We start from the raw sequence: 13,503 nt of genomic DNA, 5'->3' as shown, positions 1-13,503 counted from the left end.
GCTATAGTCAATCCCATAGGGCGTCAGACTAACTTTCACTGACTATATGGTTTTGAATATCTCTTTGGGCAAAGATCATTTCAATTAGAATAATGCCTTGTCTTTACGATCAGCAGGAGAAAAATTAACCGCCACTTGACCAAACTCATATTCCCCAGTCTCCAGATTGGCTTTCATGCTCGATGCTTCAAATCGATTCATCCCTTGTTCAATCTTGACCATTTCATCACTATAAACTTGGCCTGACTTGGTGTTACCTTTGAGCGTGCTGCCCGTCACTTTAATGGGTTCAATATCTGATGCGCCATCGGCTTTGTCTTCACTAACTAAGGTAAAACCACCAGACAAGCTCAATTCACCAGTCTGCTGACTGATGGCAGCGCTACCCGCTTCGATACGATAGCGCTGCTCATCTGAGGGCTCCCAATTCATTGTGATGCCTGACATCTCATCTTCGTTAGTTGCCGGATTGTGCGTCAATGATTCAGCAGTAAGCTCATATTCAGTGTCGCCTTGCTCATTGGTTTGCACCGCCTTAATATCAGTCGCTTCATAATCAACATCGGTCGCTTCCATGCTAACTGGCGGTGATATGTCTCCTTGCTGCTGAAAAAACCAGCCAGCAATACCAGCAATAATCAACGCTAAAACGATTAAAACACGAGTATTCACGATAAGGTATCCTGAGTTGGTGCCTCATCAAGCGTATAATGCGCGATAAAGTCTTTATAATGGCCATGACCTTTTAAGATAAGATCACATATTTCACGTACGGCGCCAGTACCGCCTGCACGTGTGGTCACCATATCGCTGCGCTTAATTACTTCGGCATGGGCATTGGGCACTGTTGCCGCAAATCCCACAGTTTGCATTGCCTTGATATCTGGCAAATCATCGCCCATATAAGCACAATCAGCCGCTGTGATATTGAGCGCAGGATCAAGGGTAGATAGCAGCTCATTTAAGGCAATCAGCTTGTCATCACGACCTTGCACCACATAATCCACACCTATTTCAATGGCGCGCTTATCCACCATGGGGCTGATGCGACCCGTAATAATAGCAGTCAAAATGCCATAACGTGCTAACGACTTAATGCCAACACCATCGTGCACTGAAAACTCTTTGGTCTCAACACCATTGGCGTCATAGATGATTTGACCATTTGACAAAATACCATCAACATCTAATACCAATAGCTTAACTTGTCCGGCTTTTTTTATTAAGTCTTGCATGAGTTATCCTTTCTTAAAGACTTTTTGGCTCTATAATGCGTGACTGGTACAAATTTTTCTTGCTTGCTGTGCCTACGCAGACAGAGGCGACAAAAAATTTATATCAGGCACGCTGTGTCTTTTTTTATATTGACCTGACTATAGATAATGCTTACTTAACACCCGCTTGTAGTAAATCATGAACCGTAATAATCGCTTCTAATCGATCTTTCTCATCGATAATCAATAGCTGACTGATACCATTTTCATTCATGACACTCAGAGCGTCTGATGCTCGCATGGTTTTGCTGATTCGGCGTGGATCGTGCACCATCACATCGCGCATCGGGGTTTGTAGATCGATGCCTTTTTCTAAACCGCGGCGTAAGTCACCGTCTGTAAATACCCCAACAACCTTATCATTATCGTCAGTGACCACTGTCATCCCTAAGCGCCCAGCAGACATAGTAAAGAGCGCCTCTTGCAATGGTGCTTGTTGATTGATAAGTGGCAAATCTTCTGACTTAGTATGCATTAAATCTTCGACGCGAGTGAGCAGTTGACGACCCAACGCCCCTGCTGGATGCGATAGAGCAAAATCTTCTGAAGTGAAATTACGCGCATGTACTAAAGCCACTGCTAACGCATCACCTAGCGCCAATGTAGCCGTGGTGCTGGAGGTAGGTGCAAGGTTCAGCGGACACGCCTCTTGCGATTTGCCTAGGGTCAATACAATATCAGCTGCACGCGGTAACATGCCACGCTTATCACGACTGATACTAATCAACGGAATATTTAAGTGCTTAACCACTGGCAGCAGCATTTTAATCTCATCTGACTCACCAGAGTTAGAGATGGCAAGCAACACATCGCCTTTCACCAGCATGCCCAAGTCGCCATGCCCAGCCTCACCAGGATGCATAAAAAAAGCGGGCGTGCCAGTAGAAGCAAAGGTCGCGGCGATTTTGCGCCCTATCAGTCCTGACTTACCCATACCAGTGACCACTACCCGACCTTTACAAGCCAAAATAATATCGCAAGCCTGCGCAAATCTGTCGTCTATCTGCTCTGTCAGTAGTGCTAACGCCGATATCTCGGTGTTAATCGCTTCGATAGCGGTACTAATATATTGCTCATGGGTCAGATTGCTTTGGCTATTACTCATGCATCAGCTCTATGTTTATAATGAATCAATAAGATATTTTACTATACTCTGAGCAATATTAATAATGCCCTGCAAAACCCAGCATTAACGTCAAATAGATATCAATGCTAAGTAGGGTCTGTTGAACATCCAAATATTAGGACTGCTGATTGCTAAAATTACCACAAACTAGGCGTAAACCGACGATAATGTCGAGACCTTAGCTAGGTTTGCAACAACGTTTGAGGTGATTTTAGCATCAGCCTTTCAGGGCAGGACTATTTTTTGCCAATACATGGCAAAATTGTCTAACCTAGAATGACTAGGCGTCAAAAATTTCACTGCGTATTGTCTAAAAAATAGATACTGCCAGTTCCACATTTGAATGTTCAACAGACCCTAGTTATTATACGTCTATTTATACAAAAAAAACCCACTATAGCAGCAGGTTTTGATTAAATATATCAAGTCGAGATAACGCATCTATAGGCAAAATACTTCTTGTGTATCTATCTATGATTGGTTATTTATTATCAACTTAGTTGTTATCATCAGATTCGTCACTTGGCTTATTTTCAAAGTTCGCATTCTCTGCTGGTGGCTCAAATCCACGGTCTTGACCAAATCCACCACGTTCAAACCCGCGCTCTTGACCTTGTCCAAAGCTACCACGCTCAAAGCCACGATCTTGACCTTGGCTAAAACCACCACGGTTAAAGCCACTACGGTTCGAGGCAAAACCACGCTCTTCAAAACCACCGGTGCTAGCAGGGTTGCTACCACGTTCAAAACCTCCACCTTGATAAGCGGCTGGCGCTGCACTTTGAGGCTGGGCACTGGTCGTTGTCGTTGTGCTGCTACGCGGATTACGTGCTGGCACAACCGTCGAGATGGCATGTTTGTATACCATTTGACTCACTGTGTTTTTGAGCAATACGACATACTGATCGAATGACTCGATCTGACCTTGCAATTTGATACCATTGACTAAAAAAATAGAGACAGGAATGCGATCTTTGCGCAGCGAGTTCAAGAACGGATCTTGTAAAGTTTGTCCTTTTGACATGAAATCTCTCCTAAATATTATATAATTATGTTTTAAGCGCCAATTATTTTAAGTGTTGCTTGAATTATAATGGCAAAGAGTAGATACAATAATAATTTTTCTTTATAAAACGTATCTAAATAAACATCGGTTCTTCTTAAGTGATTCCACTTTATCGCGAATACATTATTATTGTAAAAAAATTAAGTAACCACTTGTTTCATAAACTGTTTTTACCAACAAACGTTAGACAATAATTATTGGCAAAGTTATGGTGATTCTACAAAATCCACCACTTTTCTGGTATTAAATTATAGCAGTTATTCACGTTATACTTTGAAACTAATTGTCATTACTTTCTCATGTACTTATGAAGCGTTACTACTGTGTTGTGTTTCTAAGAAGATAGTGTAAAAAACAAGCCAATAAATCTACTAGGCCATATCCTCAATTCAATCGATGGTCATCTATATAGGCTAAAATAAATAGTCTCTTGCCTGTGCCATCGTTGTAAATACCTTCATCTCTAATGCATGGTTTGTGGGGTCATTCGCATCGTTAAATGAGTCAGATTTTGTTGCCGTGTCTACTGCACTATCAGGCAATTGTATTACTTTACGCAGCCAAGTATATTGGCGCTTTGCCAACTGCCTTGTCGCATATAATGCCTTATTTTGCATTTGCTGACAAGCAAGCACCTCGGTTTGGCTATCGGACAAACTTGATGCAATCAGAGGCTGAGACATTTTGTCCTGCTTTGTTTTTTGATTTATCGACTCATCTAATCCACCAAAAGCCTCATAGAAAAGCGCTTTATCTAAATGCGGTTGCTCAAATATTGGATGATTGGTATGTACAAGGTACTCTAGTACTTGCCGATAACCAACGCAGCGCATAGAAGGTAAGTTCGGTGTCAATGGATACTCCTCAAGCAGTCCGATTACTTCAGCCACCAAACCCTCACTCCACATGATGTCTAGACGCTGGGCGATACGCTCATGCAACCACGGACGATCAGGCATCACTGCCAATACGTGCCAATTCTGATTGGGGTTATTTGCTAATGCTTGTTTGGGTTTGCGTTGCCACTCACTTATAGAAATATCCGTTTGTAGATATACCTCAATAGCGCGAGTAATACGCTGAGTATCAGTAGCATTAAGACGCTGGTGACTTATCGGATCAACCTTACCCAAATACTCATATAGCGCGCTAATACCCTCTTCCTGTCGCCATTGCTCTACCTGCGCGCGAATGCCGTCATCGCTATCAGGTACAGGGGATAGTCCATCCAGTAACGCCATGTAATACATCATGGTACCGCCTACTAGCAACGGTATCTTACCGTTCTGATGACAGCTATCAATCAAACGGGCGACATCGCTGACGAACTCAGCGACACTATAGCTCTGCATAGGGTCAATCATATCCACTAAGTGATGAGGATAACGCGCCAGCTCATCAGACGTAGGCTTTGCCGTACCGATATTCATATCACGATATATCAGCGCCGAGTCTACTGAGATAAGCTCATAACGACCTGTATCGTATAGCTCATAGGCCAGTGCTGTCTTACCACTCGCGGTTGGCGCCATCAAGCAAACCACGCTATTATCCGCTAAATTGGGACTCAATCTATAAGATAAGCTGTCAGATGAATGTCGCATAGGTTGCCTTTACTAATGAGATGGTGGGTAGCAAAAATATAATTTGGCGCTATTGTTTGTTCAAAAGTGAGAACATTGCCGCTACTAATTGATGACTGTCTATGATTTTGATTGCATTGTCAGTGATTAAGGAGTCAATATCTTCTATAAAAACGATCAAGTCTTGCGCAGACATTTGCGAGCTTACGGTAGCGAGTTGTTGATTGATATATGCTGGGCTCTTTAGTACCTCGTCTTTTTTAGAGACGTTATTACTCAGGACCTGCGATTCAAATAACACACTTAGCTTTGACTGCCAATCTACCGCACTAATCAGCAGACATTGTGCTTGGTGGTAAAATAGTAGCCAAGGCAGCGATTTACTATCCATGTCCTTAGCATTAGCAGATTCGGTTGCTATGTCATTTAAGTGGGTAATAATATCTAAGCAGACGGGCAAAGGCTTACTTGCTACTGATGAGCTACTCGAAATATCGGCACTATTGGTCTCAGCACTATTGGTAATTGACATTGTGCTGCGCGATTTGAGGCTCTGTGCTGACGATTCATCACGATAAGACTTTTCTGAATAGGACTGTTTTGAGCGTTGCAAAAAAGGATTGCTTAGAATAGGAGCACTTACCGACAGTTGGTATAACTGTTCAGGCGCTTGTACTTGCTGGCTTTGTCTTAAATGGGTCGTAGGCGATGCATTGCGCGGTGTCGTAGTAAAAGACTGGCTTTTAGTATTGTCATCGTCTAGCGCCTGTCTATTATAACTGGTGGATGTGACCGTATCCATCGTAGTAATGGTTTTCAGTTTTGCATGAATGGCATGGCTTAAATGTGCCATAACATTATTTAATGGACTGATCTTGATACGCTGTTTGGACGGATGGACATTGATATTAAGCCATTGAGTCGGCAAATCAAAATAAAGGGCATAACCGATGCCATCTAAATGAGCACTCTGCGCGAGTTGACGAAGCTGATTGCTGATGATCGGCTCTTTGACCAAGCGACCATTGATGTACAGTAGCTTTGGTAAGCTGTCCTGCTGTTTCGCCTGCTTATTAATAGGCCACAACCAACCATAGATACCTGCCTGACTACTAGAGCTTGTACTATCCGTGTATTCTGTAGACGGCTGCCACAAACTGGACAAATCAATCATTACTTCAAGTGCGTTCACTGTGAGCTCTGCACTCGTGGCTTGCTCTAGCCGTGACAATGGTAAAGGATTGACACTGTTGCCTGCATTAGCACTGATAGATCCGTCGCTTGCAGGCATCGCATTTGCCAATAGCACACGTGCATTTGAAGACAGTGACAGCCGTTTTTTATTGTCATGAAAGAGACTAAGCGCTACATCTGCTCGCGCCAAAGCCACTTCGCGCACGATCGTTTCGATATGACCAAACTCGGTCGCAATAGATTTCAAATTGCCGCGACGGGCTGGTACGTTAAAGTATAAATCCTTAACCGTAATGGTCGTGCCACGATGATGCACAACTGGTATCATTTTTGGTATGTCATCTAACACACCCGCGACCTGCAACTGGCGACCGATACCACTGTCATCATGGCTACTGGTTAGCGTCAGCCGAGAAACTGCTGCTGTTGCAGCCAATGCTTCCCCGCGAAAACCCAACGTCGTAATGCCATGCAAGTTAGCCACATCCGCGACTTTGCTGGTCGCATGACGGGTAATCGCCATGGCCATATCATCAGGATGAATTCCAACGCCATTGTCGATCACCTCAATCATACCCATGCCGCCTTGGGTAATATGTATCTCAACATTGGTGGCATCAGCGTCAATCGCGTTTTCAAGCAGCTCTTTGACCACCGCGGCTGGGCGTGTCACCACCTCACCAGCTGCCAATTGATTGATGAGCAGCGGCGATAGTTTTTTGATGCGGGTATTAAAATGATTGTCTGGCATTTGCGGCATTAAGAGGTATCTTTATTTTGCGTAGTGATAATTTGCGTAGTGATAAGTAATGCTGGCGAATATTGATGACTTATATTGAAGGTATAACTAAATCTTAAAGGATGATAGATCCAAACCTTGCGCTTGTCCTGCCTTCGATAGTCGCAGCTCAACGTGACGAGACTCTTGATTTTTATCACCGCTATTAGCCTGCGTCATATCAATAAACAAAATCGGCGGTGGTAAATAGCTGTCCGCACGACTTGCCCATTCAATAATGACCAGCGCATTTGGCTCATCGAGATACTCATCGAAGCCTATAAAGGACAATTCTTCTGGGTCTTGCAGACGATACAAATCCGCATGGTAGACGGGCTTGATTGAGCCGTCTTTTTTCTCGATGCTGTTTTGCTCGATACTGCTTTGGTCGATGCTATAAGGCTCGACCAAGGTATAAGTCGGGCTTTTGACAGCTCCTGTATGCCCTAGCGCCTGTAACCAGTAACGAGTCAGAGTAGTTTTACCTGCCCCTAAATCACCCGCCAGCCACACACTGCCCGTCAATGGCAACGCTGCTAATTGCGCAGCCAAACGCTGAGTATCGTCTTCAGAGTACAGTGTCAATGTTTTGACGTTTTTGTCTTCTGTTGTACTATTAGGCATCGGGTGTGCCTGCCTGTACTTGCGTCTGTACCTGCATAGTTACCGTTGGATTAGTAAAGCTTTCACCGCGAATCAATTTGGCATACAGATCGGTGTCATGCCATTCAGCACTGACTTGGTCGCTAAACTCAAACGCTTCTAAATTAAGCTGACCCATTTGTTCATTGGCCACATCATCAGCAAAACACTGGGCGTAACCCGTTGCGGTTTCGTGCGCAATCACCGAGTAGACGCTGACATCAGACTCACCGTTTTGCATTTGGGTTTGTTTGAGAATTTCTTGCGCCCAAAAGAAGATGACTCTAGAGAATTGCTCTGCCGATGGCGATACCGGCAAGCTTATCCAGCGCGCGCTGAATTTTTTGCAAGCAGCGATATATTCAGGGTCGTCTTTATTCCAAAAGCAAATCGCATGATCAAAACTGTCGATAATATCCTTGATAGACGACTTTAATAGTCCAAAATCATAGACCATTTGCCCATGATCCAAGCGCTTAGCCTCAAGAATCAGTTCAATCTGATAGCTATGACCATGGATAGAGTGTTTGCAACGCTCAGAGCTGCAATTACGCACAATATGTGCATTTTCAAATTTAAAAAGTTTACGGATACGCATAACAATCAACCAAAACAGTAAGCATCTTTGTGCTAAATAGGAATATTATAAAAGTTTGCCGCGACGACTCATCGGCTTGTGGCTCATTATAGCAAATCGTGATGACTCCGTAAGTAAGCACTTACGAATACTAATATTGATATTGGTATTGATTAAACGCATCGTTTGAACATATCTTAAGCCGACAATATGACTGAGATATTCAGAATTTCAATATAAAAGAGGCGTTGAATAATATTTATCCAAATAGAACGACCGCATTGAAGCGTAGGGAAATTGTGCTATCGCTATCTATTGCACAGGCTTAGAGCTATACTCAATCTAGTACGCAGCATCTGCGTCAATTGTAGCCATTCCGCCCGCTAGTCAGCCAATCTGGCTTATGGCTGTATAAGCTACCTAAAGAGGAAAAAATCATGAGTAAAGGTCAAGATAGTAAGAAAAATGTGAAAAAGAAACCGCTATTGACGGCAAAAGAAAAGAAAGCCGCCAAGCAATCTAAGAAAGATGACAGTGGCAGTATCTTAGGCAAACATTAATATTGGATGCATCACTGCGCTAATTGAATATTAGTTAAAGCTATGCCAATTGAACCTCACGGTTTGATTGGCATTTTTTGTGTTAGGCGCTGCATTGATATTAGGGCGTGTCCTCATTTTAAAAATGAGGATAAAAGTGAGGTAAATGGCAGTCAAACAAGGAAAATAGCGCAGATAATATCGATATATTATCTAGCTAATTGACGATGTTTGGCAAGATTTAACCACTTTTAGCCCATTTAGCTCGCTATCGGTTGAATTGAGGACACGCCCTAGCCACTGCGCGGTGCAAACATAATAATTGCCATGCCTAACAATGCAACCGCAGACCCTACGATATCCCATGTGGTAGGCCTGATACCGTTCACCGTCCACAACCATAAAATCGCCATCACAACATATACCCCACCGTAAGCTGCATAGACTCTGCCTACAGCGGTTGGATGTAATGTCAGCAACCAAACAAAGGCCGCCAGACTCAGCACACTGGGAACAAGCAGCCAGATAGACTTACCTTCTCGCAGCCATAAATAAGGTAGGTAACAACCTATAATCTCTGCTAATGCAGTCAGTGCAAAAAGCCCTAGTGTCTTTAATTCTGTCAAAACCTGCTACTCCTCGACCGTGATAAATCCTGTCAAATACTGCACGGCATTACCAGAAACAAGTACCCTATCTTTTGCAACAACACAGTCTAGCACCCCGCCTCTATTTGACGCCTGATAAGCGACCAATTCATTTTTACCCAAACGCTCAGCCCATAATGGCGCAAGTCCTGTGTGCACTGATCCAGTCACTGGGTCTTCATCACCACCATTGGCTGGCCAAAAATAACGTGATACAAAATCGTAGTCTTTGTATTCAGCAGACTTAGCTTGGCATGTCACCACCACATCTAAAGGTGCGAGCTGTTTTAGCTGCTCGTTATCACGCTCTACGTTTAATACATCGCTTTCAGAATTATAAATCACGAAATAGGCTTGGGTATTTTTATAGACTTCAGCTGGTGCAATAGACAATCCTGCCAGCAAACTATCAGGGACATTGTCGACTTTTTCAGGTTTAGTATTGGGAAAGTCCATTTGTATCTTGCCAGCGTCTGTTTGCACGATGGTCAATATCCCAACGGCGTCGGCTGAAAATTTAATAAAGGCTAAATTAGGATTTTTCTTAAATAGCACAAAAGCAGATGCTAGCGTTGCATGACCGCAAAAGGCAATCTCAGTAAGCGGTGAAAACCAGCGGATATGATAGATATCTTTACCATCACTCTCATCTAAAACCAAAAATGCCGTCTCAGACAAATTGTTTTCAAAAGCAATCGATTGCATTAGATCATCAGCGAGCCAGCTATCGGTGATAATAACGGCTGCTGAATTACCTTTAAAAACAGTATCAGTAAAAGCATCGATAACATTGATTTCTAGTTGCATATCTGTCTCTTATTTTTGATTGGGCCGTGTCCTCATTTTAAAATGGTGATAAAAATGAGGACATGCCCTAAGGTTTGTTGAACATTCAAATATTAAAAACCTTCCAATACTATTTTACCAATCGTTGTGCCCGACTCTAGCGCTTGATGAGCCGCTCGTAGATTGGTCGCATTGATGACACCCATGTTTTCGCCAACCGTGGTTTGGATATAACCCTGATCAATCAAGTCAGCGACACGGTTTAATAGCTGACCTTGTGCTGCCATGTCCGAGGCTTTGAACAGTGAGCGGGCAAACATAAACTCCCAATGAAATGAGAGGCTTTTAAACTTAATTTTGGTGATGTCTAACTGCTCAGGATCATCGATTATCGCTATTTTCCCAAAAGGCGTCAAGATATCTATATAAGTATCGAAGTAGCTTTCAGTACTCTGAAGGCCTGCGACATGGGTCACAGGGCCAATGCCCAACGCTTCGATTTGTGCCGCTAGTGGCTGGCTATGATCAATCACATAATCTGCCCCCAGTGTCTGCACCCACTGCTTTGAGCGCTCACGTGAGGCTGTCGCGATAATGGTAGCCCCCGTTAATGTTGCTGCCAGTTGTAGCAAAATAGAACCTACCCCACCTGCAGCACCAACGACTAAGATAACCTCATCAGATTTACTGTTATCAGTGACTGGCTGCTGCTGAATGGCTAAATGCTCAAACAATATCTCCCATGCCGTGATAGTGGTCAACGGCAATGCTGCCGCTTCGTTATTCGACAGACTTTTTGGTTTCATACCAACGATACGCTCATCCACCAATTGATACTCTGCATTACTGCCTTGGCGATCGAGCTCGCCTGCATAGTAAACCCTATCGCCAACTGCAAAGCGTGTCGCCTTCTCACCAATGGCGACCACTTCACCGACTGCGTCCCAACCAATGACTTTATGGCTACCGTCCTCGGATGGCATGTTTTGGCGGACTTTATAATCGACAGGATTGACCGCGATAGAGCTGATTTTGACCAATAAATCAAAGCCTTTTGCGATAGGCTGTGGCAACTCGATATCTTGCAATGAGTCCGTGTGAGTAATGGGTAAAGACTGTATAAATCCAATGGCTTTCATCATGCTGCTCCGGTTCGTTAAGTGGCTGCCATCATAACGCTGGCTTATGACAAGATAAACAGGGTAATATTTGATACATTATCAAATAAGAATTGAGAATATGCTGTTATCTGATCTCGAAGTTATTCTAAAAATCGCTGAACATCGCAATATCACGGCAGCGGCAGCGCATTTAGACATGCGTGTGGCAACTGCCAGTGCTGCGCTCAAACGGGTAGAAAAAACATTGGGCGCTGAAATATTCATTCGTACCACGCGTCAATTACGTCTATCGAGTGCCGGAGAGCGCTACATTCCAGAATGTGAAAAAGCACTCTTATTGCTTGAGCAAGCTAGGCAAAATATCAAAGAAGATCTCGATATCGTCGATGGTGAGCTGTGCATTGCACTGCCTTCTGATTTGGGGCGCAACATCGTTACACCATGGCTTGATGAGTTACTAGATCATCATCCCAATATGAGCTTGAGAACCGATCTAAGCGATAGTCATATAGACTTTTATCGTGACTCTGTAGACATGGCATTACGCTATGGTTCGCCAAAAGATGCCAGTCTTTACGGCTTTAAGATTTGTGATGTCCCAGGGTTGCTTTGTGCATCGCCCGCGTATATAACACGTCACGGCATACCCCAGCATCCGCATGAGCTACCGACGCACAATGGGTTGTTTTATCAGCTGTACGATATCACTCACGATGTGTGGGAATTCACTAGGGCGTGTCCTCAATTCAACCGATAGCGATCTAAATGGGCTAAAAGTGGTTAAATCTTGCCAAACGTCGTCAATTAGCTAGGTCATATCTCGATATTATCTGCGCTATTTTCCTTGTTTGACTGCAATTTATCTCACTTTTATCCTCATTTTTAAAATGAGGACATGCCCTAGTAAATCAATAATTTATAAGCCTGAATAAACTGCTAAAAAACGCCAGTAGCTTAAGTTACTGGCGTTTTTTTGTCATCGATAAATATGATTTTCAGATAAAGTTGCAATAACAAGAAGTGATGCCATTCACAAAAATTAGAGTAGCAAGGAAAACGAATATAAGTACTACGCATTGTAGACTAAGCGAGTTTGACACAGCTAATCGTACTTTTTGGGTTTGGTATGATCAGTATTTTTAAAATGAGGACATGCTTTAATGATGCGTATTATCTGGAATTACTATCATTTTTACGCCACCCCAAGTGACCAATACGATGCCAAGGGCAATTAAGGAAGCCCCTAAAAACAGACCCTCTGGTGGACTTTCTCCCTGCAAAAAGATGGCCACTGGCACACCAACGATTGCGCCTACTGAGCCTAATAAACTTAATAGTACGGGACCGCCTGTTTTTTGCAATAAAAACAGCAATAAAAATTGTCCAGCAAAGATAAAGGCTTGTAGCACAATCAACCCAATAGGCAGTAATGCGCCCGTTGGCACCGCAAGCGAGAAGTTTGGCAATGTGCCAACCACACCTAGAAAGATAGCCGCCGCGATTAACATGCCGGGTGCCAGCGAACTGGGCGACGCCGCATTTGGCCAACGCAAGGTACGATAGATATTCCCAATCGCTAGCAAAACAGGGCCACACAGCGCGAGTAAAATCCAGAAAATACTGGCATCGGGAGCCGAAAACTTGCGTATTGCTAACACACCCACACCGCTCAGCGCTGCCGCCACGCCCATAGCGCGAACGACATTGAATGTCTCCATACGCATAAATAGCGCGCCAAGATAGGTGAGCAATGGTGGCAAAGCGATAATTAAAGCGACAAAACCTGCACCAACTTGTGGAATTGCAGAAAATAAAATCAGGTTGGAGCCTGCAACACTGACAAGGGCAGCGACCGAATAGTATTCTAAGCTACGTACAGTTAGCGGTGGTAGATCATGCCGTAAAATCGCCACGGCTGATAGTAAGAGCGCTGCACCAGTAATCGACCAAAAAAGAAAGGCGAGTGGCGACAAGCCAATTTGCCCTGCCGCTTTCGCTAGATTGGTGGAAATGCCTATCAAGGCGCCACCAGCCAACAGGCAAGTTAACGGGACAAGCCAAGTGTGTCTTTTATAAAATGAGTTGTTATTGGTTGATTCACTCATGAACTACCCTAGTAATAAGTAATGAAGCCGATTATTAGGGCGTGTTCTCATTTAGCCGCTTTCGT

The 13,503-nt window shown here is 43.7% G+C and carries 14 protein-coding genes; 2 read left to right on the top strand and 12 right to left on the bottom strand.

Annotation, left to right across the window (positions count from 1 at the left end; genetic code table 11):
• Window positions 1-84 precede the first annotated feature (84 nt).
• The 8 genes from lptC to RH96_RS05155 form a co-directional block, all read right to left on the bottom strand.
• Entirely contained in the window at window positions 85-672 is a 588-nt protein-coding gene (gene lptC / locus RH96_RS05190; RefSeq protein ID WP_010198114.1) for an LPS export ABC transporter periplasmic protein LptC, read from the bottom strand.
• Window positions 669-1,235: a KdsC family phosphatase gene (locus tag RH96_RS05185; protein ID WP_010198113.1), complete on the bottom strand. Its 567-nt coding sequence runs from the start codon at window positions 1,233-1,235 to the stop codon at window positions 669-671. The genes lptC and RH96_RS05185 overlap by 4 nt, the downstream gene beginning before the upstream one ends.
• Window positions 1,236-1,386: 151 nt before the next feature.
• The gene (locus tag RH96_RS05180; RefSeq protein ID WP_010198112.1) at window positions 1,387-2,379 is read right to left on the bottom strand and encodes a KpsF/GutQ family sugar-phosphate isomerase; all 993 of its coding nucleotides are present in this window, start codon (window positions 2,377-2,379) and stop codon (window positions 1,387-1,389) included.
• A gap of 517 nt (window positions 2,380-2,896) precedes the next feature.
• Window positions 2,897-3,424, bottom strand: coding sequence for an RNA chaperone Hfq (hfq, locus tag RH96_RS05175; RefSeq protein ID WP_010198110.1), 528 nt, complete (start codon window positions 3,422-3,424; stop codon window positions 2,897-2,899).
• A 455-nt stretch (window positions 3,425-3,879) separates the two neighbouring features.
• A complete protein-coding gene (gene miaA, locus RH96_RS05170) occupies window positions 3,880-5,070 on the bottom strand; it encodes a tRNA (adenosine(37)-N6)-dimethylallyltransferase MiaA (protein WP_010198109.1) in 1,191 nt (396 codons plus the stop codon).
• A gap of 49 nt (window positions 5,071-5,119) precedes the next feature.
• Window positions 5,120-7,003, bottom strand: coding sequence for a DNA mismatch repair endonuclease MutL (mutL, locus tag RH96_RS05165; RefSeq protein WP_010198107.1), 1,884 nt, complete (start codon window positions 7,001-7,003; stop codon window positions 5,120-5,122).
• An 87-nt stretch (window positions 7,004-7,090) separates the two neighbouring features.
• Window positions 7,091-7,645, bottom strand: coding sequence for a tRNA (adenosine(37)-N6)-threonylcarbamoyltransferase complex ATPase subunit type 1 TsaE (tsaE, locus tag RH96_RS05160; RefSeq protein WP_010198106.1), 555 nt, complete (start codon window positions 7,643-7,645; stop codon window positions 7,091-7,093).
• Window positions 7,638-8,261 carry a 6-pyruvoyl trahydropterin synthase family protein gene (locus RH96_RS05155; protein WP_010198104.1) on the bottom strand — a complete coding sequence of 208 codons (624 nt, stop codon included), beginning with the start codon at window positions 8,259-8,261 and terminating at the stop codon, window positions 7,638-7,640. The genes tsaE and RH96_RS05155 overlap by 8 nt, the downstream gene beginning before the upstream one ends.
• Window positions 8,262-8,677: 416 nt before the next feature.
• Here RH96_RS05155 and RH96_RS15295 point away from each other — a divergent pair, with 416 nt between their 5' ends.
• The gene (locus RH96_RS15295) at window positions 8,678-8,800 is read left to right on the top strand and encodes a hypothetical protein (RefSeq protein WP_264623036.1); all 123 of its coding nucleotides are present in this window, start codon (window positions 8,678-8,680) and stop codon (window positions 8,798-8,800) included.
• A gap of 272 nt (window positions 8,801-9,072) precedes the next feature.
• Here RH96_RS15295 and RH96_RS05150 read toward each other — a convergent pair whose 3' ends face one another.
• The 3 genes from RH96_RS05150 to RH96_RS05140 all read right to left on the bottom strand — a co-directional run bounded on the left by RH96_RS05150 (window position 9,073) and on the right by RH96_RS05140 (window position 11,351).
• A complete protein-coding gene (locus tag RH96_RS05150) occupies window positions 9,073-9,405 on the bottom strand; it encodes a YnfA family protein (RefSeq protein ID WP_010198099.1) in 333 nt (110 codons plus the stop codon).
• Window positions 9,406-9,411: 6 nt separating this feature from the next.
• Window positions 9,412-10,233: a PhzF family phenazine biosynthesis protein gene (locus tag RH96_RS05145; protein ID WP_010198098.1), complete on the bottom strand. Its 822-nt coding sequence runs from the start codon at window positions 10,231-10,233 to the stop codon at window positions 9,412-9,414.
• 92 nt (window positions 10,234-10,325) lie between these two features.
• On the bottom strand, window positions 10,326-11,351 hold the full coding sequence (locus RH96_RS05140; RefSeq protein WP_026037150.1) for a zinc-binding alcohol dehydrogenase family protein: 1,026 nt from the start codon (window positions 11,349-11,351) through the stop codon (window positions 10,326-10,328).
• Window positions 11,352-11,451: 100 nt separating this feature from the next.
• Between RH96_RS05140 and RH96_RS05135 the strand changes: the two genes are divergently transcribed.
• Window positions 11,452-12,090 carry a LysR family transcriptional regulator gene (locus RH96_RS05135; protein WP_010198095.1) on the top strand — a complete coding sequence of 213 codons (639 nt, stop codon included), beginning with the start codon at window positions 11,452-11,454 and terminating at the stop codon, window positions 12,088-12,090.
• Between the two features lie 400 nt (window positions 12,091-12,490).
• Here RH96_RS05135 and RH96_RS05130 read toward each other — a convergent pair whose 3' ends face one another.
• On the bottom strand, window positions 12,491-13,438 hold the full coding sequence (locus tag RH96_RS05130) for a DMT family transporter (protein WP_010198093.1): 948 nt from the start codon (window positions 13,436-13,438) through the stop codon (window positions 12,491-12,493).
• Window positions 13,439-13,503 lie beyond the last annotated feature (65 nt).

It is taken from the genome of Psychrobacter sp. PAMC 21119, from assembly GCF_000247495.1.
Lineage (GTDB): Bacteria > Pseudomonadota > Gammaproteobacteria > Pseudomonadales > Moraxellaceae > Psychrobacter > Psychrobacter glaciei.
The sequence above is the reverse complement of the archived record's forward strand: the minus strand, read 5'-3'. Positions and strand labels throughout refer to the sequence as shown.

Coding starts and splice junctions, on each gene's coding strand:
- RH96_RS05185 (WP_010198113.1), bottom strand. CDS start 1,235: ATGCAAGACTTAATAAAAAAAGCCGGACAAGTTAAGCTATTGGTATTA.
- RH96_RS05180 (WP_010198112.1), bottom strand. CDS start 2,379: ATGAGTAATAGCCAAAGCAATCTGACCCATGAGCAATATATTAGTACC.
- hfq (WP_010198110.1), bottom strand. CDS start 3,424: ATGTCAAAAGGACAAACTTTACAAGATCCGTTCTTGAACTCGCTGCGC.
- miaA (WP_010198109.1), bottom strand. CDS start 5,070: ATGCGACATTCATCTGACAGCTTATCTTATAGATTGAGTCCCAATTTA.
- mutL (WP_010198107.1), bottom strand. CDS start 7,003: ATGCCGCAAATGCCAGACAATCATTTTAATACCCGCATCAAAAAACTA.
- tsaE (WP_010198106.1), bottom strand. CDS start 7,645: ATGCCTAATAGTACAACAGAAGACAAAAACGTCAAAACATTGACACTG.
- RH96_RS05155 (WP_010198104.1), bottom strand. CDS start 8,261: ATGCGTATCCGTAAACTTTTTAAATTTGAAAATGCACATATTGTGCGT.
- RH96_RS15295 (WP_264623036.1), top strand. CDS start 8,678: ATGAGTAAAGGTCAAGATAGTAAGAAAAATGTGAAAAAGAAACCGCTA.
- RH96_RS05145 (WP_010198098.1), bottom strand. CDS start 10,233: ATGCAACTAGAAATCAATGTTATCGATGCTTTTACTGATACTGTTTTT.
- RH96_RS05140 (WP_026037150.1), bottom strand. CDS start 11,351: ATGAAAGCCATTGGATTTATACAGTCTTTACCCATTACTCACACGGAC.
- RH96_RS05135 (WP_010198095.1), top strand. CDS start 11,452: ATGCTGTTATCTGATCTCGAAGTTATTCTAAAAATCGCTGAACATCGC.
- RH96_RS05130 (WP_010198093.1), bottom strand. CDS start 13,438: ATGAGTGAATCAACCAATAACAACTCATTTTATAAAAGACACACTTGG.